Below are 22,310 nucleotides of genomic sequence, written 5' to 3'. Positions count from 1 at the left end.
GAACGCGGGATTTCGTCCGACAAAAACGATGGTTCAGGCGCGGGCGAGCGTGCCCAGATACAACTCGATCACCCGCGGGTCGTTGATGAGGTCCTGACCCGACGCGGTGTAGGCGTTGCGGCCCTGATCGAGCACATAACCCCGGTCGCAGATCTGCAGGCACCGGCGGGCGTTCTGCTCGACCATCACGACCGTCACACCGGTCGAGTTGATCTGCTTGGTCCGGAAGAACACCTCGTCCTGCAGCGCCGGCGACAGACCCGCTGAGGGCTCGTCGAGCAGCAGCACGGTCGGCTCCATCATGAGCGCCCGGGCCATGGCGACCATCTGCCGCTCACCGCCGGACATGAGCCCGGCCCGCTGCTTGCGCCGCTCGGCCAGGGTCGGGAACAGCTGGGTCACGAAGTCGAAGCGCTCCTTGTAGCGCTTCGGCTTCAGGAACGTGCCCATCTGCAGGTTCTCTTCGATGGTCAGCGCCGCGAACACGTTGTTGTTCTGGGGCACGAAGCCGATGCCCCGCTCCACCAGCGCGTGCGCCTTGAGGTTGGTGATGTTCTCCCCGCGCAGGGTCACCTGACCCGAGCGGATGTTGACCAGGCCGAACATGGCTTTCAGGAGGGTCGACTTGCCGGCGCCGTTGGGGCCGATGATGCCCACGAGCTCGCCGTCGTGCACGTACAGGTCGGCGCCGTTGAGGATGTTGACGCCGGGCAGGTAGCCCGCGACGACGTCGTCGGCCCGCAGAACCGCCCCGTCGGCGTGCGCCAGGTGGTCGCCACGGTCGACGATCTCGTTGCTGGCCGGGGCGTCGTCCTCGATCGGATCGGTCATGCCGGCTCCTTCCTGAAGTCATCGTCGCCGGAAACCGGAGGCGACGGCACGTCGTCCTGCGACAGCTCGTCGACGGCGCCGATGAGGGTCACGCCGCCGCTCTCCTCGAGGTCACCGGCGTCCACCTCCTCGCCGCCGACGGTCTTGACCGCGCCGTCGTGGTGCGCGCCGAGGTAGGCGTCGATCACCCGCGGGTCGGCCATGACCTTGTCCGGGGTGCCCTCGGCGATGACGCCGCCCTGCCCCATGACGATGATCCAGTCGCTGATGTCGTGGACCATGTCCATGTCGTGCTCGACGAACAGCACGGTCATGCCGTCCTCGCGCAGCTGCTTGACGTGGCCGAGCAGCGACTGCGTCAGCGCCGGGTTGACCCCGGCCATCGGCTCGTCGAGCATGACCATCTCCGGCTGGACCATCAGGGCCCGGGCCATCTCCAGGAGCTTGCGCTGGCCGCCGGAGAGGCTGCCGGCGAAGTCGTCCTTCTTGGCGATGAGCTTGAACCGGGTGAGCAGATCCTCGGCGCGGGCCGTGACCTCGGCTTCCTGCTGCTTCCAGGTGCCGGGCAGCAGCGCCCGCCAGAAGGTCTCGCCGCGCTGCCCGGTGGCACCGAGCCGCATGTTGTCGATGACCTTGAGCTTGGACAGGGCCTTCGTGAGCTGGAAGGTGCGGACCATGCCGGCCCGGGCGACCTTGTGGGCCGCGACCCCCGACAGGGACCTGCCGTTGAACGTCCACGAACCCTCGTCGGGCGCGTCGAAGCCGGTGAGCAGGTTGAAGAACGTCGTCTTGCCGGCCCCGTTGGGGCCGATGAGCGCCGTGATCGAGCCGCGCTGGACCTCGACGTGCTTGACGTCGACCGCGGTGAGGCCGCCGAAGCGGCGCACCACGTTGTCGGCGATCAGGATCGGGTCCGGCTTGGGAACCCCCGGCTCGCAGGGCAGGCCCGCGAGCGCCTCAACGGCTCTCGAACGAGCAGCGCGATCAGCGTCCATCGAGCATGACCTCCCTCTTGTCGCCGAAGATGCCCTGCGGCCGGTAGATCAGCAGCAGGATGAGGCCGAGACCGACCAGGATGTACCGGACCGAACCGGCCTGCGAGGTGGTCATGAACCACTCCGGGAAGACCTTGTTGTTGGACGCCTCGCTGAGCGTGGAGTCGATGAAGACCAGCAGCACCCAGAAGATCATCGAGCCGACGACCGGGCCGAAGACCCGGGCCGCACCGCCGAGGATCACGATGGTGTACGCGAAGAAGGTGAACTCCGTGCCGTACGTGTCCGGCTGGACCGCCGCCCGGTCGAGGGCGAAGACGAAACCGCCGAGCGCGCCGATGACGCCGCCGAGGACCAGCGACTGCATCTTGTACGAGAACACGTTCTTGCCGAGGCTGCGCACGGCGTCCTCGTCCTCGCGGATCGCCTTCAGCACGCGGCCCCAGGGGCTGCTCATGAGCAGGTAGACCACGAGGCAGCTGAGCAGCACGAGGGTCCAGCCGACGACCAGGATCCACAGCTCACGGTCGGTGAACGTGATGAGTCCCAGGTCGATGCCCTTGCTCCCGGCGAACGGGTTGAGGTCGTAGAAGTCCTGCGAGAAGCTCTGCAGGCCGTCCGAGGCACCGGTCCACTTTCGCAGGTCGGTGGCGCGGTAGAAGAGCCGGATGATCTCGGCCGCGGCGATGGTGACGATGGCCAGGTAGTCGGCGCGCAGGCGCAGCGTCGGGATACCGAGCAGCAGCGCGAGGATCACCGCCGCGGCCAGGCCGATGGCGACGCCGAGCCACAGCGACTGGCTGAAGGTGGCCACCGTGATGGCGATGCCGTAGGCGCCGACGCCGAGGAAGGCGGACTGGCCGAAGTTGAGCAGGCCAGTGTAGCCGAAGTGGACGTTGAGGCCGATGGCCGCGAGGGCGTAGGCAATAGTCGTGGAACCGATGATGGCTTCCAGCGACACGCTGAAGATACTGCTCCAGTTCATGGTCGTCCCCTCAGCCGATCCGGGCCCGGCGGCCGAGGATGCCCTGCGGCCGGAAGAGCAGGATCACGATCAGCACCGCGAGGGCGCCCACAGACTTCAACTCGGTCGGGATCCACAGCGTGGAGATCTGGATGAACAACCCGATGACGAGGCTGCCGAGCAGTGCGCCCCAGGCCGTGCCGAAGCCGCCGAGGGTCACCGCGGCGAAGATGAGCAGCAGGATCTGGAAGCCCATACCGAAGCCGACGCCCTGGAAGGTGCCGAGGATGACGCCGCTGAGCGCGGCGAGGGCGCCGCCGATCGTCCACACGAGGCGGATGATGCGGTCGACGTTGATGCCGGACGCGGCGGCCAGGGCGGGGTTGTCGGCGACCGCGCGGGTCGCCTTGCCCAGCCGGGTGCCGACCAGCGCGAAGGACACCCCGGCGAGGGCGACGAGGGCGATGACGTCGCAGATCAGGTTCTTCGGCGCGATCAGGAACGGGCCGTACTGCACGCCGGCCTGGGCGTTGTAGTCGGCGTAGTTGCGCGACTCACCGCCGAAGAAGTACAGGTAGACGTACCGCACCAGCAGCGACAGGCCGATCGAGATGATCATGGTGGTCACCAGGTTGGTGCGGCGCTTGCGCAGCCAGCCCCAGAACGCACGGTCCTGGAAGTAGCCCAGCGCGGCACCGATCACCACCGAGATGACGCCCGCCAGCACCAGCGGCATCCCGATCGTCACGTTGAACAGGAACGTGAGCAGGCCGCCCAGGGTGACCATCTCGCCGTGGGCGAAGTTGGTCAGACCGGTGGTGCCGAAGATCAGGGAGATGCCGAGCGCCGCGAGCGCGATGATCAGCGAGAAGTGAATGCCGGAGTACAGCAGGTCGGCGAAGCGGTCGAACGACGAGGGGCCGCCCGAGTCCTTCGTCCCCGGCTGGCCGTCGCCGGTGGTGCCGCCGGCCGAGCCGAGCGGGAACAGCACGTTGCGTGCCTGCCCCTCCGCGACGGTCGGGGTCAGGGTGGGCCGGTTGTTGGTGACACCGACGCCCGCGGGCAGCGATGCGATATCGAGTTCCACCTTGTAGGTGCCCGGACCGGTTACCGGAATACTCCACTTGCCCTGCTCGTCGGAAGTGTCCTCACCGGCGGGCGCGCCGTCCTGGGTTGACGCTTTGATCTTGACGCCGGCGACCGGAGCGCCGTTGTTCGTCAACGTCCCCTGCAGTGCTTCCCCTTCGGCCCACGCGCTTGTGGCACCCAGACCGAAGGACAGCATCAGGCAGGCCAGGAAGGCCGTGAGCATGATCACGGCTCTACGCAATGGTGCTCCTCGAATAACTGATGGCTGCAATCCGTCCCGACCCTCGGGACTGGCGGATCATAGCCCGCGCCACAAGCCAATTGCGGGCTGTTACCAAGCCGTTATTCGACCATGAGCGTCACGTGCCCAGACGTGCCGTGCGCAGGTAAAAGGTCAGGACTCCGGGGTTACGGGGCTGTTACCGCCGGCGGTTTCCGCGATGATCCGATCGGCCACTTCCCGCATGGTCATTCGGTGGTCCATCGCGGTGCGTTGAATCCATTTGAAAGCCTGCGGCTCGTTCATCTGGTAGGTGGCCATCAGCTGCCCCTTGGCCCGCTCGACGACCTTGCGGGTCTCGAGCCGTTCGGTCAGCGTGGCGACCTCCTCCTCGAGCACCGCCAGCTCCGCGAACCGCGACACGGCGATCTCCACGGCCGGCACCAGGTCGCTCTTCTGGAAGGGCTTCACCAGATACGCCATGGCGCCCGCGGCGCGCGCCCGCTCGACCAGGTCCCGCTGGCTGAACGCGGTGAGGATGACGACCGGCGCGAGGCGGGCGCCGGCGATCTTCTCCGCCGCGGCCAGCCCGTCCATGATCGGCATCTTGATGTCCATGATGACCAGATCGGGCTTGAGCTCCTCAGCGAGACGGACGGCGGTCTCGCCGTCGCCGGCCTCGCCGACCACGTCGTAGCCCTCCTCGACGAGCATCTCCCGCAGGTCGAGGCGGATGAGCGCCTCGTCTTCCGCGATGAGCACCCGGCGGCTCTGTGCCTCGGCCACGCGCAACTCCCGATCCGACTCGACTGGACTGACTGACACTGGACTGACTGACACACCTGACGGCGGTTACCGCCGCGATCAGACTAGTGGGTACCCTGGTGCGGCGTACTCGTCCCGGTATCCCAATCGGCAGAGGAACGGAGCTCAAACCTCCGACAGTGTGGGTTCGAATCCCACCCGGGGCACGCACGATTCACTCGCTCCGGCGGTCCTGAGGCACCGTCATGGCAGCACGACAGGGTCCGCGCCGGCGGTCAGCAGGTCCAGTCCGGCACCGCTGACGACCTGCGCGGGCTGGCGGTCCCGGCCGAGGATCGCGGCCAGCCGCGCGACAGGCAGCCGGTCCGGCGCCTTCGCCGCCGCAAAAACCACGTTGCCGAAGCGCCGGCCCCGCAGGAGTTCCGGGCGCACCAGCAGGCACAGGTCGTCGAAGGCGGTGCGCAGCGTGGCCGCCTGCCCCCGGGAGAAGGCCAGCGGCGCGAGGTCCGCGACGTTGACCGCGTAGACCCCGTCGGGCCGCAGGACCCGGGCCACCTCGGCGGCGAACGTGACGTCCGACACGCTTTCCGGCATCTGCGCGGCGTCGTACACGTCGCCGATGACGAGATCGTACGAGGAAGCCGGAATGTCGGACACGACCCGCCGGGCGTCGCCGAACACGAACGAGATGCCGGCCGGGTCGCGCAACGGCACGACCCGCTGCACGAACTCGGCCAGCTGCCGGTCCCGCTCGACGATCACCTGCGTGGAGCCGGGCCGGGTCGCGGCGACGTACCGCGGCATCGTGAAGGCGCCGCCGCCGAGGTGCAGGACCTGCAGCGGCGCCTCGACCGGCGCCATGGTGTCCACGACCGCGGCGATGCGCCGGGCGTACTCGAAACTCAGGTGCGTCGGGTCGGCCACGTCGACGTAGGACTGCTGGACCTCTTCGAAGAGCAGCGTCCAGCCGCCCTTGCGGCGGGGGTCGCGCACCAGCCTGGCGTTGCCGAACTCGGTGCGCTCACCGATCCCGTCGACGATCTCGCGCCAGGTGCCCATCTACGCGGGTGCCTCGTCCACGAGCTCCACGGGCGGCCCGTCGGCGTAGCGGGCGGCGAACAGCGGCTTGGCCTTGTCGACCTCCTGCGTGCCCACCACCACGACCCCGCGCACGAAGTCCGAGGACACGCTGTTGACGTGCACGCCCTGCTCGCTCCAGTACGTGGTGTCGTCGCCGACCTGCTGATACCGCTTCGCCAGGTCGGCGGCGGAGAACCGCACGTCGTGCAGGATCACGCACGTGGCCGCGAACGTCGACTTCACCCACGCGTCGAGCTCGGCGGACGGCTTGCGGTAGACCTCGACACCCTCGTCGCCGACCCTGGCACCGGCGAACACGGCGGCGAAGTCGGCCTCGCCGCGGGTGCCGATCTGCCCGGCGACGTCCACCAGGCGCTCGGGGTCCGCCGCCGACGGCGGCGCCCCGCACCCGCCGGTGCGCACGGCCGCGCCGGAGGCACCCGGCGAGGCCGGGGAGGAGGTGTCCGACGCGGTGCACGCCGTCAGCGCACCCACCGTCAGACCCAGCAGCAGCGTCACCAGTACACGTCGCATCGCCGCCCAACCTACCGGAGCGACCCCACCCTCCGCCAAATGGCGATTACTCTCAGTTTCGGGCAATTACCCTCAGTTTCCGGACGCCCGGGTCGAACCAATGGACATGGACGGCACGGGCGCCCCCGACAGGTCGACCGCGGGCATCATCCGCGGCATCGGCGACGTCATCGACGCGCGGGCCGTCACCACCGTGTTCCAGCCGATCGTGCGGCTCGACTCGTGGCGCCGCCACCGGCCCGAGGTCGTCGGCTACGAGGCGCTGACCCGGGGACCGGCTGGCACGCCGTGGGAGGCCCCCCTCGAGCTGTTCGACGCCGCCCGCCGGGCCGGGCGCCTCGCCGAGCTCGACTGGGTCTGCCGCGCCGCCGCGTATCGGGCCGCGATCGACGCCGGCCTGCCGCTCGGGCTGACCCTGTTCGTCAACGCCGAGCCCGCCGCCCTCGGCGTGCCGTGCCCGCCGGACCTCGCCCCGACCATCCTCGACGCCCAGCTACGGCTCCGGGTCGTCGTCGAGATGACCGAACGCGCCATCACCGACGACCCCGCGACCCTGCTCTCCGCCGCCGAGGCGTGCCGCGGCTCCGGCTGGGGCGTGGCCCTGGACGACGTCGGCGCCGAACCGGCGTCCCTCGCGGTCATGCCGTTCGTGCACCCGGACGTGGTGAAGGTCGACCGGCACCTGACCCAGCAGCCGGACGGCGCGTACGCGGCACGGGTCGTCAACGCGATCGTCGCCTACGCCGAGCGGACCGGCGCCGCCGTCCTCGCCGAGGGCGTCGAGACCCGCGGGCACGTCGCCGCCGCCCTGGGCATGGGCTCGACCCTCGGCCAGGGCTGGCTGTTCGGCCGGCCGGGGCCGCTGCCGGCCGACGTCGCCGAGCGCAGCGCGACCCTGCCGGTGCCGTTCGTCGCCCCGCCCGCCGGCACCGGCACGAGGACGCCGTACGAGATCGTCGCCGCCCGGCGTCCCACGGCGGAGGCGACGAAACGGATGCTCATGCCGCTGAGCCGGTACCTGGAGGAGAAGGCCCTCGACCCGGCCGAGCCGCCGATCCTGCTCGGCTGCTTCCAGGAGGCCCGGTTCCTGACCGCGGCGACCGCCCGCCGGTACGCGACGGTCGCGCAGACGGCGGCCCTGGTCGGCGTCCTGGGCACGGAACTGCCGAGCGTTCCGGTGCCCGGTGTCCGCGGCGCCGCCATCGCCGGCGACGACCCGCTGCGGGGCGAGTGGAACGTGGTGGTCGTCGGGCCGCACTTCGCCGGCGCCCTCGTGGCGCGCGACCTCGCCGACGACGGACCCGACGCCGACCGGCGGTTCACCTACGCCCTCACGTACGACCGGGACCTGGTCCTCGAGGCGGCCCGTGCGCTGCTGCACTGGATCGTGCCAACATAGGCGGCTATGAGGCGGTTGGCGCTCGTCGTGGTGGTCGCACTCCTGTCCGGTTGCTCCGGCACCACTGGTAAGGCACCGGAGGACCCGGTCAAGCTGCGGGTCGAGCTGACCCAGGGCCGGGTCGACGAGGTCCGGCACACGGTGCAGATCTCGATGCGCAACGACGGCCCCGCGAAGATCACGGTCGAGCGGGTCGAGCTGCAGGCGCCGTCGTTCAAGGGCGTCGGGCCGGTCACCGTCGACGCCCCGCTGCCCGTCGGCGGCCTGCGCGTCGACGTGCCCGTCTCCTACGGCACCGGCGTCTGCCAGGGCGACGAGCTCAAGCCGCGCAGCGCCGCCTCGCACGTCGCGTTCGGGGTGCGCACCGAGGACGGCAAGCTGCACGACGTGCGGCTGCCGCTGCCCGACCCGGACCCGATGCTCGACAAGCTCCTCGCCATCGACTGCCAGCAGGCGTACCTGGACCGGCAGGTGACCCTCACCTTCGGCCCGTGGACGCACCTGCCCAGCGGCTGGCTCAACGGCACCGTGGTCCTGAAGCGCGTCGGCTTCACCGGGACGGTCACGCTGCAGGAGTTCGTCGGCAGCATCCTCCTGGAGGTCCTGCCGCTGCCCGCCCGGGAGCAGACGCCGAAGCCGTACGCCGTGCTGCAACCCGGGCAGCACGAGGTCAGCATCCCGATCGTGGTGGACGGTGAGCGCTGCACCCCGCACGCCCTCGCGGAGATCAAGAAGCCCTACGTGTTCCCCGCGTGGCTCAGCCTCGACGGCGGCCCGCCGCTGTACACGGAACTGAAGATCACCGACGCGGAGCGTGACGCCTTCAAGCCAGTCATCGATGCCTGCGCCGCCGGGCACACGCAGATGTGACACCAAACGTTTAAGCCAGACTTAGGCCAGTTGCGATGGGGTACGGCGGGTGCCATGCTCCAGAGCCATGTCCGAGGTCGGTGAGCGCGTTCGCGCCGCATTACCCGCGGTCGCGCTGCTGACTCTCGCAACCGCGGCCGTCCTCGGCCTGTCCACCCTGCTGGGGATCGCCCCCGCGCCGCCCGTGTGGCAGCTCGTGCTGACCCTCGTGGCGGGGCTGCTGCTCGGCGTCGCCGCCACCGACCAGGTGCGGGCCGCGCTGACCGACTGGCAGGGCGCGACCGCCGCCGAGTCGGGCACCCACCGGCGGGCCCGGCGCGGGGCCGCACCCGTACCCCCACACATGCCGCAGACGGACGAGCCGGAGCGTCTCGAGAAGCCGCGTCCGCCCCGGCCCGCGCGCCCGTCGTGGCCGCGGATCGGGATCATCGCGCTCATCGTCGCCGGGCTCGTCGCCCTGCTGTGGGTGCCGCAGGTCCCCGTCCACGGGGTCGCCACGGCGATCTTCACGTTCGTGGTCGGCTACGCGGCCTACGCCCTGCCCGTCCTGCCGCTGCTGCTGCTCTGGCCGCTGCCGCGGCTGCCCCGGGCCACCTGGCCGTGGCAGCTGCCGCTCGTGCCGTTCGTCGACCGGCGGCTGTGGACCGGCGCCGAGCTGCGCGACCTGACCGTCGCCACCCTGCAGTACCTGCGCGAGCGGGTGCTGACCCGCACCACCGGCATCGCCCTGGCCGTGCTCGGCCTGCTGCACCTGGTGCGCGGCAACCCGAGCCTCCTCGACGGCGGCGCGTCCCGCGCCGGCGGGCTGATCGGCTGGCTCCTCGCCGAGCCGCTGCGCCTCGTGTTCAGCGCCGGCGGCGCGATCGGGCTGCTCGGCGGGATCCTCGTCGGTGCGGCCGCGGTCATCGCCGCCTCGGTCGGCCGGGCCTGGGGCACCGTGACCGGCTACGCCGTCCTGGCGGTCGCGGTCGCCGTGCCGCTGCTCGGCGTCGGCGCCGGGCACTGGCTGGGCTTCGAGTACTACCTGCGCACCGAGCGGGGCAAGGTCGTCGTCGTGGCGGGCCTGTCCCCCACCCACCGGCAGGCGGTCCACGACACCGCCGTCCCCGTCGACGGCCTGTCACCGTCGCTCCTCGCGCTGCTGGACAAGGGGCTGCAGGTCACCGGCAACGCGGACGGCGACCGGATCGCGCGGGCCCTGGCCGACCCGTCGCAGGCGGCCGCCGACCTCTTCGTCGGCGACCAGTTCGAGCTCAAGGCCGGCGAGTGCTTCGACTGGATCGGCGGGTCGTCGCAGCTGCGGTACGTGACGCCGTGCAACGCCGCGCACATCGGCGAGGTCACCTACGTCGGGCACCTGCCGTTCCTCACCGACCCGGGCCGCGACGCCGTCGACGCGGCCGCGAAGGCGGTCTGCGAGCAGTCCTACGGCGCCTACCTCGGGGTGCCCTACGGCCAGTCGTTCCTGCCCCTGGAGAAGCCGATGCTGCCGCCGGGCTGGTCCGCGCGGCCGGTCATCGCGTGTTCCGTCGGCGCGGTCGGCCCGTGGACGCTGAAGGGCAGCAAGACGGTCGCCGCGCTGCAGCAGAAGGTGCCGTGGGGCGCCGCGACCGGCTGCAAGGTCGAGGTGCCGGACGCGCTGCGGGTCACCGCCGAGCAGCCGAACACCCGTTGCGTCGCGCCCGGCCCCGAGCAGCGCCTCGCGGTCCAGGGCGGCGGCTTCGCGATGGACCTGGAGTTCGCCGCGATCGGTAAGACCGCCGGCGGCGCCAAGATCGGCGCGGCCTGCCTGGACGGCGCGGACCTGGGCAACGGCTACACGTTCGAGGTCGGCGCCGACGGCGTCATCGAGATCTTCAAGCTGACCGGCGGGCAGCCGGCGAAGCTCGCCGCGTCGGCGAAGCCGAAGAACGCCGGCCCGCCGACCACCGCCTCGACCCCGCTGCAGGTCAGCTGCAAGCCGACCGCCGACGGCGGGATCGAGCTGGTCGCCTTCTCCACCGGCAGCCGCAAGGCGATCGCGGTCGACAAGACCAACCCGGTGACCCGCCTCTCCCCCCGGCTGATGCTGGCGAACGCGGCCACCGGCGGCGTCGTCATGACCGCGATGATCTTCAACGCCACGCTGGTCTGACACCGTCAGCGAGCGAACATTCGCTTTACAATGGGGGCATGCCCCGCGTCTCCGAAGCCCATCTCGCCGCCCGCCGTGAGCAGATCATCGAGGCGGCGACCCGCTGCTTCCTGCGCAACGGGTTCCACCAGACGTCCATGCAGGACGTCATCAAGGAGGCAGGCCTGTCGGTCGGGGCGTTCTACCGGTACTTCGACAGCAAGGCCGCCCTGATCAAGGCCATCGCCGGGGAGAAGATCGGCATCGTCCAGGCGACCGCGGACCACCTGCTCGCGCAGGACCCGGCGCCGCCGCTGCTCGCGGTGATCGACGACCTGCTGCGCCAGATCGACGTGAACCTCACCGACAACGGCACGGTCCGCATCGCCGTGCAGGTCTGGGGCGAGGCGGTGCACGATCCGGAGTTCGCCGCGCTCATCTCGGAGATCTACGGCCGGATCCGCGGCAACGCCGTCGCCCTCGCCCGGCGCGCCCAGGAGACCGGCCAGCTGCCCGCCGGCGCCGATCCGGCGGCGGTCGGCTCGGCGATCTTCGGGCTCATCCAGGGGTACATCCTGCAACGCGTCCTGATCGGCCAGGTCGACCGCGAGACCTACGTCGGCGGCGTCGGCGCGCTGCTGCAGGCCGGGACGGGGGCCGGCCGCGAGGACCGGCCCCCACCGGTCACGACTGCGTGATCTTCACGTCGTCGACGCCGGCCTCGACGAGGCTCGCGGTGCCCGAGTCGTTGGCCTCGACCAGGATCCGGATCGACTGGCCCGCGAACGCGGTCAGGCTGACGCTCGCCGCCGCCCACGCGCCGGCCCGGTTCGACGCCGCGCCCGCCTGGGTGAACACGGTCGTCGTGGTGGTCCCGACGATGCGCACCCGCACGAAGTCGGCGCTGGTGGCGTTGTTGAGGTGCGCCAGATACCAGGAGAACGTCAGCGTCAGCGTGCCACCCGACGGCACGGCCGGCAGCGTGATCGCGGGCGAGCGGATGCTGGTGATCCCGCCGTCCACGTCGTAGGTGCCCGCGCTGCTGCCCGCCGCCGCGCCCGTGACCAGGTCGAAGGAGCCGCTGACGGTGGTGCCGAGCTGCAGCGCCACGCCGGAGGACGTCGCCGCGGGGTCGGCCCGCTCGAACGCGCCGGCCGTGGCCGTGTCTGTGCCGGACGGGTTCACCGTCCAGCCGGTCGCCGTCTCGAAGGTGTCGCTGTACACCGTGCTGCCGGGCGGCGTGGTCGTGCCGGTGGCGAGGGTCCACACCGCGTAGGCGATCGCGTCGCTGTTGCGGTCCAGGGCCGTGTCGTCGATGTTGGCGGTGGTGTCGCAGGCGCGGTGGTAGCAGACGTCGAAGGCGGTGCCGGACGTGCCGCCCCACTTCGTCGCCTGCGCCGCGGTCTTGCGGCCCTCCGCGCCGGTGAAGATGCCGCCGGCGGGGATGCCGGCGCTGATGAACGGGCCGTAGTCGGAGCGGCCGTCGAAGTCGGTGCCCTCGGTCGGCACGCCGATCGACGTGAAGTAGTCCTTCAGCGTCTGCTCCAGGGCGGCCGAGCCGGCCGGGCCGGGTCCGGAGCCGACGCCGTCGGAGTTGTCGCCGTCGTACAGGAAGTAGCCCGGGTTCGGCGAGCCGACCATGTCGAAGTTCAGGTACGCCTTGATCTTCGCCTTCTCGGCCGCCGGCAGGCTGTTGACGTAGGCGGTCGAGCCGCGCAGCCCCAGCTCCTCCGCGCCCCACCAGCCGAACCGCAGGTGCCGGGTGGTGCTCAGCGCCTGCCGGGACACCTCGAGGGCGACCTCCAGGTTGGCCGAGGAGCCGGAGCCGTTGTCGTTGATGCCGGGCCCGGCGGTGACGCTGTCCAGGTGCGCGCCGACCATGAGCACGTCGTTCGGGTCGCCGCCCGGCCAGTCCGCGATGAGGTTGTACCCGGTGGCGCCGTTGTACGTGAACGACTGCACGACCGTGGTGTATCCGGCGGCGTCGAGCTGGCCCTTCACATAGTTGACCGAGGCCAGGTAGCCGGGGCGGCCGTGGGCGCGGTTGCCGCCGTTGGCGGTCGCGATGCCCTGCAGCTGCGACAGGTGGGCCTTCACGTTCGTGACGGAGATGTTCGGCGCGGCGGCGAGCAGGATCTTCGCGGGCGCGGCGGAAGCAGGGACGGGCGCCTGAACAGCGGTCGCCACCAGCACGGCGGCGGCGAACAAGGCGGTCTTCTTCACGTGGACGGCTCCCAGGGGTAGAGGGATGTCGACGTCATGGTCCCGTCACGCATCGAAGCTCGTCAAGCTATCGATGCGCCGGTGCGGCAACGCACGGGGCGGCATAGGGTGCCGGGAATGAACAACCCTTCAGGCACCTCACGGCGGACCGTCCTGGCCGTCGCGGCGGCCGCGGCGACGGCACCCTTCGTCGCCGGCGGCGAGGCCGGCGCGGCGCCCGCCAACGCGGCGCACCCAACCCAACCCAGGACCTGGGACCTCACGCTGCTGGGCACGTCCGACACCCACGGCAACGTCTACAACTGGGACTACTACAAGGACGCCGAGTACGACGACAGCGCCCACAACGACATCGGCCTGGCGAAGGTCGCCACGCTGGTCAACCAGATCCGGGCCGAGCGGCGCGGGAAGGCGACCCTCGTCCTCGACGCCGGCGACACGATCCAGGGCACGCCCCTCGCGACGTACTACGCGAAGCAGGAGCCGATCACCACGACCGGCGAGAAGCACCCGATGGCCCGGGCGATGAACATCATCGACTACGACGCCGTCACCCTCGGCAACCACGAGTTCAACTACGGGCTGCCGCTGCTCGCGCTGTGGATCCGGCAGCTGGGCTTCCCGGCCCTGGCCGCGAACGCGATCAACGTGAAGACGGGCCGGCCGGCGTTCGTGCCGTACGTGATCAAGAAGGTCGACCTCGGGAGGGGCGCGCCGAACTTCCGGGTCGGCATCCTCGGCCTCACCAACCCCGGCGTCGCCATCTGGGACCGGGCCAACGTCGAGGGCAAGCTGCGCTTCGACGACCTGGTGGCCACCGCCGCGAAGTACGTGCCGGAGATGCGCCGCCGCGGCGCCGACATCGTGCTCATCTCCGCCCACGGCGGCGACAGCGGCAAGTCCAGCTACGGCCCCGAGCTGCCCAACGAGAACCCGTCGGCGCTCATCGCCGAGCAGGTCCCCGGCATCGACGCGATCCTCTTCGGCCACGCGCACAGCGACATCCCGCAGCGCTTCGTCACCAACACCGCGACCGGCGCGCAGGTGCTGCTGTCGGAGCCGTCGCGGTGGGGTTCTCGGCTGACCCGCATGGACTTCCAGCTCAGCCGCGACCGCAACCGCTGGACGATCACGTCGAAGGCCTCGACGTCGCTGAACACCAACACGGTCGAGGCCGACCCGAAGGTCATCGCCGCGGTGCGCGCGCAGCACACCAAGACCGTCACCTACGTGAACCAGGTCGTCGCGACGTCGACGGAGACGCTGTCGGCGGCGGAGTCGCGGTACAAGGACACGCCGATCCTGGACTACATCAACAAGGTCCAGACCGACACCGTCGCCGCCGCGCTCGGCACGGCGCTGCCGGTGCTGTCGATCGCCGCGCCGTTCTCGCGGACCGCGGTGTTCCCGGCCGGCGACGTCAAGATCAAGGACGTCGCGGGGCTGTACATCTACGACAACACCCTCGAAGCCGTCGTCCTGACCGGCGCCGAGGTCCGCGCCTACCTGGAGTACTCGGCGAAGTACTTCGTCACGCTGCCGGTCGGCGCGCCGGTCGACCCGGCGACGATCAGCGACCCGGCGGTGCCGGACTACAACTACGACACGATCTCCGGCGTCGACTACGACATCGACATCAGCAAGCCGGTCGGGCAGCGCATCACGCGGCTCGTCCACCCCGGCACCACCACCCCGGTCGGCGACACCGAGCAGTTCGTGGTCGCGGTGAACAACTACCGGCGTTCCGGCGGCGGCAACTTCCCCGGCATCGTCAAGACGCAGGTGTACAACGCGCAGCAGGAGATCCGGCAGCTGCTGATCGACTGGGCCCAGGCGAAGGGCTCGATCAACCCGGCGGACTTCTTCACCCCGAACTGGCGCCTCGTGCGCGAGAACGTGCCGGTCTTCGCGTAACGCCATAGTCTGGGCGGATGCAGGAACGGATCTTAGGACGGACCGGTGCCCCGGTCGGCGTGGTAGGGCTCGGCGCCTGGCAGCTCGGCGCCGACTGGGGCGAGGTCGACGAGGACCAGGCCCTCGCCACCCTGACCGCCGCGCACGAGGCCGGCGTGACCTTCATCGACACCGCCGACGTGTACGGCGACGGCCGCAGCGAACGCCTCGTCGGTGCCTTCGTCAAGCACCGGACCGGCATCACCGTCGCCACCAAGATGGGCCGCCGGGTGCCGCAGGAGGCGGACCGCTACAACCTGGACAACTTCCGCGCCTGGAACGACCGGTCCCGGGAGAACCTCGGCGTCGACACGATCGACCTGGTGCAGCTGCATTGCCCGCCGTCGGAGGTGTACTCGACCGACGAGGTGTTCGACGGCCTGGACCTGATGGTGCAGGAGGGCCGGATGAAGGCCTACGGCGTGAGCGTCGAGACCGCGGCGGAGGCGCTGACCGCGATCGCCCGGCCCGGCGTCGCCACCGTGCAGATCATCTTCAACATGCTGCGGCTCAAGCCCCTCGACGACGTGCTGCCCGCGGCGGAGAAGATGGGCGTCGGGATCATCGCCCGGGTGCCCCTCGCCAGTGGCCTGCTGTCGGGCCGCTACGACGAGCACACCACGTTCGGCGCCGACGACCACCGCACCTACAACCGGCACGGCGAGGCGTTCGACCAGGGCGAGACGTTCTCCGGGGTCGACTACGGCACCGGGCTCGCCGCGGTCCGCCGGCTCGCGCCGCTCAAACCGGAGGGGCTGAGCATGGCCCAGTTCGCGCTGCGCTGGATCGTCGACCACCCGGCCGTGTCGGTGGTCATCCCCGGCGCCCGCAACGGCGACCAGGCCCGCGCCAACGCGGCTGTCGCCGCCGCCGAGCCGCTGCCCGGGACCACCCACGACGCGGTCCGCGGCGTCTACGACGAACTGATCCGCGGCTCGGTGCACAGCCGATGGTGACGCCGGGCGAGGTGCGCCCCGGCGACACGATCGGCGTCGAGGAGGAGTTCCACGTCGTCGACGCCGGGACCGGCGACCTGGAGCCGGCCGCCCGGCGGGTCCTGCGCGGCGCGGACGCCGAGCCGGAGCTGCACCGCTCGATGGTCGAGACGGCCACCGGCGTGCACACCGACCTGACCGGCCTGCGCGCCGACCTCCTGGAGAAGCGCCGGTCGCTGGTCGAGTCCGCCGGCCGGCACGGCCTCGCGGTCGTCGCCGCCGGCTCGGTCCCCGGCTCGGGCGCCGGGCCCACCCGGGTGTACCCCGACGAACGCTACGAACGCATGGCGCAGGAGTACCGGCAGCTCGTCGACGAGCAGCAGGTGGCCGCCTGCCAGGTGCAGGTCGGCGTGCCGGACAAGGACCTGGCGGTGCGGATCACCCGGCGGATCCGGGAGTGGCTGCCGGCGCTGCTCGCGCTCAGCGTCAGCTCGCCGTACTTCGCCGGCCAGGACACCGGGTACGCCTCCTACCGCACCGTCGTCACGTCCCGCTGGCCGACCGTCGGCCCGCCCCCGGACGTCGACTCCGACGCCGAGTACCAGCGGGTCGTGCAGACGCTCGTGGACAGCGGCGTGATCAGCGACGCCGGGATGGTCTACTTCGACGCCCGGCCGTCGGCGCGGTACCCGACGGTCGAGGTCCGGGTCGCCGACTCCTGCCCGCGGGTCGACGACGCGGTGCTGCTCGCCGCGCTGTCCCGGGGCCTCGTCACCGTCGCCGCCGAGGAGGACGCCGCGGGCCGGCCGCTGCCGGAGGCGCCGCAGGTGCTGCTGCGGGCCGCGACGTGGCGGGCCGCCAGGTCCGGGCTCAGCGGCCACCTCGTCGACCCGGCGACCCGCTCGGCGCTGCCCGCCGGGGCCCGGGTCGACGCGCTGATGGCGCACGTCCGCCCGGCCCTGGAGGCGCGCGGCGAGTGGGAGATCGCCGTCGACCTGCTCGAGGACCTGCGGGCCCGGGGCACGTCCGCGACCCGCCAGGGGGCACTCGAGGACCCGGTCGAGGTCGTACAGTCGCTGGCGAAGGAGACGGCTGACGGGACGGAGTCTTCGTGACACTGCGCGGGCTGCTGGTCGACTACGGCGGGGTCCTCACCTCCGACGTGTTCGCCTCCTTCGACGCGTTCTGCGCCCGGGAGGGCCTGCCGCCCGGCACCGTCCGGGACCTGTTCCGCGACGATCCCACGGCCCGGTCGCTGCTCGGCGGCCTGGAGGACGGCACGCTGCCCGACGCCGGGTTCGAGGCCGGGTTCGCCGACCTGCTGGGGGTGCCGCCCGAGGGCCTGATCGAGCGGCTGCTCGGCGCCACCACCGCGGACGTCGCGATGCTGGACTTCGTCCGGGCCGCCCGCGGCCGCGGCATCCGCACCGGACTGATCTCGAACTCGTGGGGTTCGCAGCGGTACGACCGGATCCTGCTGGACGAGTTGTTCGACGGCGTCGTGATCTCCGGCGAGGTCGGCGTGCGCAAACCGGACCCGGCGATCTACGTCCTGGGCGCCGCGGCGATCGGGCTGCCGCCGCAGGAGTGCGTCTACGTCGACGACCTGCCCGGCAACCTGAAACCGGCGCGGGCGCTCGGGATGACGACGGTGCGGCACCGCGCCCCGCGGGAGACCCTGGAGATCCTGGCGGCGTGCCTGCCATGAGCCTGCCGACGGCGCCGGTGAGGCGCAGGGTGCTGCTGGCGGGCGGCCTCGGCTGGGGCATCGGCGGCGCCCTGCTCACCGCGTGCGAGTCCGACGGTGAGGAGGCGACCGGGCAGCTGCGGATCGCGACCGGCAGCACGGGCGCGGTCTACTACGCCTACGGCAACGCGATCGCGAAACTCGCCAAGCAGTACCTGCCGAACGTGCACGCCAGCGTCCTCACCACGAACGCGTCGAAGGAGAACGTCGACGCGGTCCTCGCGGGCCAGGCGGAGGTCGGCTTCACCCAGGCCGACACCGCCGGCGAGGGCCACAAGGCCGCGCCGGGGCAGCTGGCCGCGCTCGCCCGGATCTACGACGACTACGTGCACCTCGTCGTCGCCCACGACAGCCCCATCCAGACCGTCGAGGACCTGCGCGGCCGGCGGGTGTCCGTCGGCGCCGCCCGCTCCGGCACCGCCGGGACCGCCGACCACATCCTCGACGTCGCCAGCACCGGCCCGAATGCCGACCTCAAGGCCGGCATCGTCCAGCTGCCGCTCAACCTGGAGGCGTCGGTCGACGCGCTGAAGAACGGGCGGATCGACGCGTTCTTCTTCTCCGGCGGCCTGGCCGTCGGCCTCATCCAGGGACTGGCCGAGAAGTTCCCGATCCGGCTCCTCGCCCTCGACCAGCTGGTCCAGCCGATGCGCGACCGGTTCGGCGACTACTACGCGGAGCGGGTCGTGCCGGCCTCGGCGTACCGGGGCATCAGCCCGACGGTCTCGATCGGCATCGCCAACTTCCTGGTCGTGCGGGTGTCGATGCCGGAGCCCCTCGCGTACGGCGTGACGCGGCTGCTGTTCGAGGGCCGCGACGAGCTGGCGAAGGCACACCAGGCGGCGGGCCGGCTCAACATCCGCTCCGCGATCAGCACCTCGCCGCTGCCGCTGCACGCGGGCGCGGCGCGCTACTACCGCACGCAGAAGGCCTGACCCGCGGCGGCCTGCCGCACGGCTTTCACGGCGCCGGGAACCACAGCCGGGCGTGCAGGCCGGTCGGTTCGTTGGCGAGCAGGTCGAGGCGGCCGGACGACGCCTCGACGAGGACCGCGACGATCGGCAGGCCGAGGCCGCTGCCGTCGACGTTCTGCGTGCCGGGCGCCCGCCAGAACCGCTCGGTGGCCAGGTCCCGCTGCTCCTCGGTGAGGCCGGGGCCGGTGTCGATCACGTGGACGGCGACACCGTCGACACCGTCGTTGTCGGCCGCCGCCGGGCGGATGGTGACGGTGCTGCCCTCGGCGGAGAACTTGACGGCGTTGTCGATGAGCGCGTCGAGCGCCTGGTCGAGCGCGGTCGTCACGGCCCGGGCCTTCAGGGCGTGCGGCGCGCGGACATACCGCAGCGTGATCTGCTTCTTCGCGGCGACCGGCTGCCACGCGACGACCCGCGCCCACGCGACCTCGCCGGCGTCGATGTCGGCGAGCTCGAACCGTCCCCGCTCGGCGCGGGCCAGGGCGAGGAGGCTGTCGAGGACCTCGCCGAGGCGTTCGACCTCCTCCAGGGCGAGCCGGTGCCCCTCGACCGCCTGCGGGTCGGTGAGGTCGAGGCCGAGGTCCTCGACCCGCAGCCGCACCGCGGTGAGCGGGTTGCGCAGCTGGTGGCTGGCGTGGGAGACGAACGCCCGCTGCCGCTCCAGGGAGTCCGCGACGGTCGCGGCCATCTCGTTGAACGCGGAGCCGAGCCGGCGCAGCTCCGGCGGGCCGTCGGCGGCGGGGACCCGGGCGGCGTAGTCACCGGCGCCGAGCTCGTGCGCGGCGGCGTCGAGCTCGGCGACGGGCCGCAGCGTCCACCGGGCGAGGGACCAGGCGGCGACGATGCCGGCGAACAGCACGACGAGCCCGCCGCCGGCCAGGACGCTCCAGGCGGCGCGGACCCCGGCGACGCGCTTGCCGACCGGTGAGACGGTGACGACGGCGCCGATGACCTCGCCGCCCCGGCCGACCGGGACCGCGACCACGAACGGCTCCAGCCGCCACGGCCAGATCGTGCCGTCGTCGCTGGCCTCGCGGCCTTCGAGGGCCCGGCGGGCCTGCCGCTGCACCGCCTTGTCGGCGAGGTTCACCCCGGGGCGGGATGCCACCACGCCGACCGCGTCCTGGTTGACCACGATCGCGGCGATGCCGTAGACCTCGTCGTAGCGGGCGAGCTCCGCGGTGAGCTCGTCGGTCTCCCGCGGTGCCCGCAGGGCCGGTTCGGCGAGCGTGGCGAAGCGGGTGGCGTCGGCCAGCCGGTCCGCGACGACCTGCTGGGTGTCGCGGCTGGCGATGCTGAGGGCGAACGGCACCTCCAGTGCCGTCAGCACCAGCAACAGCAGCAACAGGTAGGTGGCGACCAGACGGACCCGCACAGCTCCCCCGACCTGCTACAGACCCGGCACGAGGCGGTATCCGACGCCCCGGACGGTCTGCACCAGGCCCGGCACGTCGAGCTTCGCCCGCAGCGAGCCGACGTGCACGTCGAGGGTGTGCCGGCCGACGAAGCTGGTCTGCCACACCGCGAGGATCAGCCGGTCGTAGGACACCACCACGCCGGGGGTGCGCACGAGCACCGCGAGGATCTCGAACTCCTTGCGGGTGAGCGCGACGTCCCGGCCGGCGACGGTGACCTGCCGGGCGGCGACGTCGACGCGGACCGGACCGGCGGCGAGGACCTCGACGGCGGTCTGCGACGCCCGCGACGCCCGCCGCAGGACCGCCTCGATGCGGGCGTTGAGCTCGGCCATCGAGTAGGGCTTCACGACGTAGTCGTCGGCGCCGGTCTGCAGGCCGATGACCCGGTCACGCTCCTCGCCGCGGGCGGTGACGGCGATGATCGCGACCGCCTCGTCCTTGCGCCGCAGGGTGCGGCACACCTCGATGCCGTCGCCGTCGGGCAGGTTGAGGTCGAGCAGGATCAGGTCGAACGGCTCACCGGCGAACGTGTCGAGGGCGGTCTGCGCCGTCGGGCAGTGCGCGACGTCGTGCCCGCGCCGGCGCAGGGCGGTGGCCAGCGCGGCCGCAACCCGTGCGTCGTCTTCGACCAGCATCACTCGCATCGTGCGCTCATGGTAGAGGAGCGGCGCCCGGCTCACAGGAGCGCGCGCAGGGCCTTGCGGTTGAGCTTGCCGACCGACGTCAGCGGGATCTGTTCCAGGACGTGGATCTCCCGCGGCCGTTTCGTCGGGGCGAGGTGCGCACGGGCGTACGCGTCCAGGTCCTCGGCCGTGACCTGGGCCCCGCCACCCTCCCCGCCGGTCAGCGACACGAACGCGACGACCTCCTCGCCGAGCCGCTCGTCGGGGCGCCCGACGACGGCGGCCATGGCGACGGCGGGGTGGGCGGTGAGCACGTCCTCGACGTCACGCGGATACACGTTGAACCCGCCCCGGATGATGAGGTCCTTCTTGCGGTCGACGATGCTGAGGTATCCGTCGCCGTCGATCGTGCCGACGTCGCCGGTGGCGAACCACCCGTCGGCGATCCCGCTGTCCGTCCCCCAGTACCCGCGCATCACGTTCGGGCCGCGGACGAGGATCTCGCCGTCGTCGCCGAGCCGGACCTCGATGCCTTCCAGGGGTTTGCCGACGGTGCCACGGCGGGGCGCGTCCAGGGGGCTGCCGCTGACGATCCCGCCGGTCTCGGTGCAGCCGTACCCTTCCAGGACCCGTGCGGACGGCACGAGGCGCTCGAACGCCTCGGCCGCGGCCGGCGGCAGCGGGGCCGCACCGGAGAAGACGAACCGCAGGGCGCTCAGGTCGGTCGCGGCGAGGGGCTGGCCGAGCAGCATGACGATCATCGACGGGACCACGGCCGCGGTCTGCGCGCGCTGCTCGGCGGCGAGCCTCAGCCAGCCGGCCGGTTCGAACCAGCGTTGCAGCACGGCGACGGGCGGCTCCACGGCCTGCATCGCGCCGACGGTGACCATCAGCCCGTAGGAATGGGACAGCGGCAGCGCGGTGATGCCGGTGTTGAGGCCCGGCGTGTGGGCCGCCTCCCGGGAGACCCGGCCCGCGTGGGCGAGGTTGGCGTGGGTGAGCGCGACGCCCTTGCTGCGTCCGGTGGTGCCGCCGGTGTACAGCAGCGCCGCGAGCTCGTCGGGCCCCCGGTCGGTGATCGGGGCCGGGTCGGCGGCGAGGAGCGCCTCGAACGACGGGGTGCCCACGACGACCGCCGGCACGTTTCCCGCCTTCAGCAGCTCCCCGAACTTCGGCAGCAGCTCCGGCGAGGTGACCACGGCGACCGCGCCGGAGTCGCGCAGGACGTGGCCGAGCTCGTCGGCGGTGACCAGGAAGACGACCGGGGTGACGACGGCACCGGCCCGCCAGACCGCCTGATACACCTGCGACACCTCGGGGCAGTTGGCCATGACGACGGCCACCCGGTCGCCGGGGCGCACCCCGAGCTCCCGCAGGCCGCCGGCGAGGCGGGTCGCGCGGTCGTGGGACTCTCCCGACGTGTGCCAGGCACCTTCGAAACAGAGCGCAGGATAGTCGCCGTGCCGGTCCAGTGACGCCTCGGCGAGGCGGGCGAGGTTGACCATCGACGAACCTCCAGACCAAGGTACTGCCGCCAGGTTTTCTTACCGCCATGTTTCTACACTGCCTATGCCGAT

20 protein-coding genes and 1 tRNA gene are annotated in these 22,310 nt (G+C 71.7%); 10 read left to right on the top strand and 11 right to left on the bottom strand.

From position 1 onward, the window contains the following. Positions 1-33 precede the first annotated feature (33 nt). The 5 genes from Dsi01nite_RS31145 to Dsi01nite_RS31125 form a co-directional block, all read right to left on the bottom strand. Positions 34-831: an ABC transporter ATP-binding protein gene (locus Dsi01nite_RS31145; RefSeq protein WP_203849878.1), complete on the bottom strand. Its 798-nt coding sequence runs from the start codon at positions 829-831 to the stop codon at positions 34-36. Then, a complete protein-coding gene (locus tag Dsi01nite_RS31140; RefSeq protein ID WP_203849877.1) occupies positions 828-1,826 on the bottom strand; it encodes an ABC transporter ATP-binding protein in 999 nt (332 codons plus the stop codon). Before Dsi01nite_RS31140 ends, Dsi01nite_RS31145 begins: the two co-directional genes overlap by 4 nt. Next, on the bottom strand, positions 1,816-2,811 hold the full coding sequence (locus tag Dsi01nite_RS31135) for a branched-chain amino acid ABC transporter permease (protein WP_203849876.1): 996 nt from the start codon (positions 2,809-2,811) through the stop codon (positions 1,816-1,818). Before Dsi01nite_RS31135 ends, Dsi01nite_RS31140 begins: the two co-directional genes overlap by 11 nt. A gap of 10 nt (positions 2,812-2,821) precedes the next feature. Next, positions 2,822-4,102, bottom strand: a complete 1,281-nt coding sequence (locus tag Dsi01nite_RS31130) for a branched-chain amino acid ABC transporter permease (protein WP_239136302.1) — start codon at positions 4,100-4,102, stop codon at positions 2,822-2,824. Positions 4,103-4,273: 171 nt separating this feature from the next. Then, a complete protein-coding gene (locus tag Dsi01nite_RS31125) occupies positions 4,274-4,885 on the bottom strand; it encodes an ANTAR domain-containing response regulator (protein ID WP_203849874.1) in 612 nt (203 codons plus the stop codon). A 111-nt stretch (positions 4,886-4,996) separates the two neighbouring features. Between Dsi01nite_RS31125 and Dsi01nite_RS31120 the strand changes: the two genes are divergently transcribed. Further along, positions 4,997-5,070: transfer RNA gene (locus Dsi01nite_RS31120), tRNA-Leu, on the top strand. Between the two features lie 37 nt (positions 5,071-5,107). On the opposite strand, the gene Dsi01nite_RS31115 is transcribed toward Dsi01nite_RS31120, so the two are convergent. Then, the gene (locus tag Dsi01nite_RS31115; protein WP_203849873.1) at positions 5,108-5,923 is read right to left on the bottom strand and encodes a spermidine synthase; all 816 of its coding nucleotides are present in this window, start codon (positions 5,921-5,923) and stop codon (positions 5,108-5,110) included. Beyond that, positions 5,924-6,478 (bottom strand): hypothetical protein, encoded by a 555-nt coding sequence (locus Dsi01nite_RS31110; RefSeq protein WP_203849872.1) that lies wholly within the window; start codon positions 6,476-6,478, stop codon positions 5,924-5,926. It abuts the gene before it with no gap. 106 nt (positions 6,479-6,584) lie between these two features. Here Dsi01nite_RS31110 and Dsi01nite_RS31105 point away from each other — a divergent pair, with 106 nt between their 5' ends. The 4 genes from Dsi01nite_RS31105 to Dsi01nite_RS31090 all read left to right on the top strand — a co-directional run bounded on the left by Dsi01nite_RS31105 (position 6,585) and on the right by Dsi01nite_RS31090 (position 11,558). Further along, positions 6,585-7,877: a sensor domain-containing phosphodiesterase gene (locus Dsi01nite_RS31105; RefSeq protein ID WP_203849871.1), complete on the top strand. Its 1,293-nt coding sequence runs from the start codon at positions 6,585-6,587 to the stop codon at positions 7,875-7,877. Between the two features lie 6 nt (positions 7,878-7,883). Further along, positions 7,884-8,747, top strand: a complete 864-nt coding sequence (locus Dsi01nite_RS31100) for a hypothetical protein (RefSeq protein ID WP_203849870.1) — start codon at positions 7,884-7,886, stop codon at positions 8,745-8,747. 67 nt (positions 8,748-8,814) lie between these two features. After that, positions 8,815-10,881, top strand: a complete 2,067-nt coding sequence (locus Dsi01nite_RS31095; RefSeq protein WP_203849869.1) for a hypothetical protein — start codon at positions 8,815-8,817, stop codon at positions 10,879-10,881. A gap of 38 nt (positions 10,882-10,919) precedes the next feature. Then, positions 10,920-11,558 (top strand): TetR/AcrR family transcriptional regulator, encoded by a 639-nt coding sequence (locus Dsi01nite_RS31090; RefSeq protein WP_203849868.1) that lies wholly within the window; start codon positions 10,920-10,922, stop codon positions 11,556-11,558. Here Dsi01nite_RS31090 and Dsi01nite_RS31085 read toward each other — a convergent pair. Continuing rightward, positions 11,545-13,083, bottom strand: a complete 1,539-nt coding sequence (locus Dsi01nite_RS31085) for a M28 family metallopeptidase (RefSeq protein WP_203849867.1) — start codon at positions 13,081-13,083, stop codon at positions 11,545-11,547. The genes Dsi01nite_RS31090 and Dsi01nite_RS31085 overlap by 14 nt on opposite strands. A gap of 117 nt (positions 13,084-13,200) precedes the next feature. Between Dsi01nite_RS31085 and Dsi01nite_RS31080 the strand changes: the two genes are divergently transcribed. The 5 genes from Dsi01nite_RS31080 to Dsi01nite_RS31060 are packed head-to-tail and all read left to right on the top strand — an operon-like array spanning position 13,201 to position 18,653. After that, positions 13,201-14,997: a bifunctional metallophosphatase/5'-nucleotidase gene (locus Dsi01nite_RS31080; protein WP_203849866.1), complete on the top strand. Its 1,797-nt coding sequence runs from the start codon at positions 13,201-13,203 to the stop codon at positions 14,995-14,997. Positions 14,998-15,014: 17 nt separating this feature from the next. Next, on the top strand, positions 15,015-15,992 hold the full coding sequence (locus tag Dsi01nite_RS31075) for an aldo/keto reductase (RefSeq protein ID WP_203849865.1): 978 nt from the start codon (positions 15,015-15,017) through the stop codon (positions 15,990-15,992). Then, positions 15,986-17,086, top strand: coding sequence for a carboxylate-amine ligase (locus tag Dsi01nite_RS31070; protein WP_203849864.1), 1,101 nt, complete (start codon positions 15,986-15,988; stop codon positions 17,084-17,086). The genes Dsi01nite_RS31075 and Dsi01nite_RS31070 overlap by 7 nt, the downstream gene beginning before the upstream one ends. After that, positions 17,083-17,679: an HAD family hydrolase gene (locus Dsi01nite_RS31065; RefSeq protein WP_203849863.1), complete on the top strand. Its 597-nt coding sequence runs from the start codon at positions 17,083-17,085 to the stop codon at positions 17,677-17,679. Before Dsi01nite_RS31070 ends, Dsi01nite_RS31065 begins: the two co-directional genes overlap by 4 nt. Beyond that, positions 17,676-18,653: a TAXI family TRAP transporter solute-binding subunit gene (locus Dsi01nite_RS31060; protein WP_203849862.1), complete on the top strand. Its 978-nt coding sequence runs from the start codon at positions 17,676-17,678 to the stop codon at positions 18,651-18,653. Before Dsi01nite_RS31065 ends, Dsi01nite_RS31060 begins: the two co-directional genes overlap by 4 nt. Before the next feature lie 25 nt (positions 18,654-18,678). On the opposite strand, the gene Dsi01nite_RS31055 is transcribed toward Dsi01nite_RS31060, so the two are convergent. The 3 genes from Dsi01nite_RS31055 to Dsi01nite_RS31045 are packed head-to-tail and all read right to left on the bottom strand — an operon-like array spanning position 18,679 to position 22,238. Next, positions 18,679-20,067, bottom strand: coding sequence for a sensor histidine kinase (locus Dsi01nite_RS31055; RefSeq protein ID WP_203849861.1), 1,389 nt, complete (start codon positions 20,065-20,067; stop codon positions 18,679-18,681). 15 nt (positions 20,068-20,082) lie between these two features. Next, the gene (locus Dsi01nite_RS31050) at positions 20,083-20,754 is read right to left on the bottom strand and encodes a response regulator transcription factor (protein WP_203849860.1); all 672 of its coding nucleotides are present in this window, start codon (positions 20,752-20,754) and stop codon (positions 20,083-20,085) included. Positions 20,755-20,786: 32 nt separating this feature from the next. Then, positions 20,787-22,238, bottom strand: coding sequence for an AMP-binding protein (locus tag Dsi01nite_RS31045; protein WP_203849859.1), 1,452 nt, complete (start codon positions 22,236-22,238; stop codon positions 20,787-20,789). Positions 22,239-22,310 lie beyond the last annotated feature (72 nt).

Source organism: Dactylosporangium siamense (assembly GCF_016862795.1).
Classification (GTDB): Bacteria; Actinomycetota; Actinomycetes; order Mycobacteriales; family Micromonosporaceae; genus Dactylosporangium; species Dactylosporangium siamense.
This window is presented reverse-complemented; position numbering and strand designations above follow the sequence as displayed.

Coding starts and splice junctions, on each gene's coding strand:
- Dsi01nite_RS31075 (WP_203849865.1), top strand. CDS start 15,015: ATGCAGGAACGGATCTTAGGACGGACCGGTGCCCCGGTCGGCGTGGTA.
- Dsi01nite_RS31100 (WP_203849870.1), top strand. CDS start 7,884: ATGAGGCGGTTGGCGCTCGTCGTGGTGGTCGCACTCCTGTCCGGTTGC.
- Dsi01nite_RS31135 (WP_203849876.1), bottom strand. CDS start 2,811: ATGAACTGGAGCAGTATCTTCAGCGTGTCGCTGGAAGCCATCATCGGT.
- Dsi01nite_RS31145 (WP_203849878.1), bottom strand. CDS start 831: ATGACCGATCCGATCGAGGACGACGCCCCGGCCAGCAACGAGATCGTC.
- Dsi01nite_RS31130 (WP_239136302.1), bottom strand. CDS start 4,102: ATGCTCACGGCCTTCCTGGCCTGCCTGATGCTGTCCTTCGGTCTGGGT.
- Dsi01nite_RS31110 (WP_203849872.1), bottom strand. CDS start 6,478: ATGCGACGTGTACTGGTGACGCTGCTGCTGGGTCTGACGGTGGGTGCG.
- Dsi01nite_RS31045 (WP_203849859.1), bottom strand. CDS start 22,238: ATGGTCAACCTCGCCCGCCTCGCCGAGGCGTCACTGGACCGGCACGGC.
- Dsi01nite_RS31080 (WP_203849866.1), top strand. CDS start 13,201: ATGAACAACCCTTCAGGCACCTCACGGCGGACCGTCCTGGCCGTCGCG.
- Dsi01nite_RS31140 (WP_203849877.1), bottom strand. CDS start 1,826: ATGGACGCTGATCGCGCTGCTCGTTCGAGAGCCGTTGAGGCGCTCGCG.
- Dsi01nite_RS31090 (WP_203849868.1), top strand. CDS start 10,920: ATGCCCCGCGTCTCCGAAGCCCATCTCGCCGCCCGCCGTGAGCAGATC.
- Dsi01nite_RS31095 (WP_203849869.1), top strand. CDS start 8,815: ATGTCCGAGGTCGGTGAGCGCGTTCGCGCCGCATTACCCGCGGTCGCG.
- Dsi01nite_RS31060 (WP_203849862.1), top strand. CDS start 17,676: ATGAGCCTGCCGACGGCGCCGGTGAGGCGCAGGGTGCTGCTGGCGGGC.
- Dsi01nite_RS31115 (WP_203849873.1), bottom strand. CDS start 5,923: ATGGGCACCTGGCGCGAGATCGTCGACGGGATCGGTGAGCGCACCGAG.
- Dsi01nite_RS31050 (WP_203849860.1), bottom strand. CDS start 20,754: ATGCGAGTGATGCTGGTCGAAGACGACGCACGGGTTGCGGCCGCGCTG.
- Dsi01nite_RS31070 (WP_203849864.1), top strand. CDS start 15,986: ATGGTGACGCCGGGCGAGGTGCGCCCCGGCGACACGATCGGCGTCGAG.
- Dsi01nite_RS31105 (WP_203849871.1), top strand. CDS start 6,585: ATGGACGGCACGGGCGCCCCCGACAGGTCGACCGCGGGCATCATCCGC.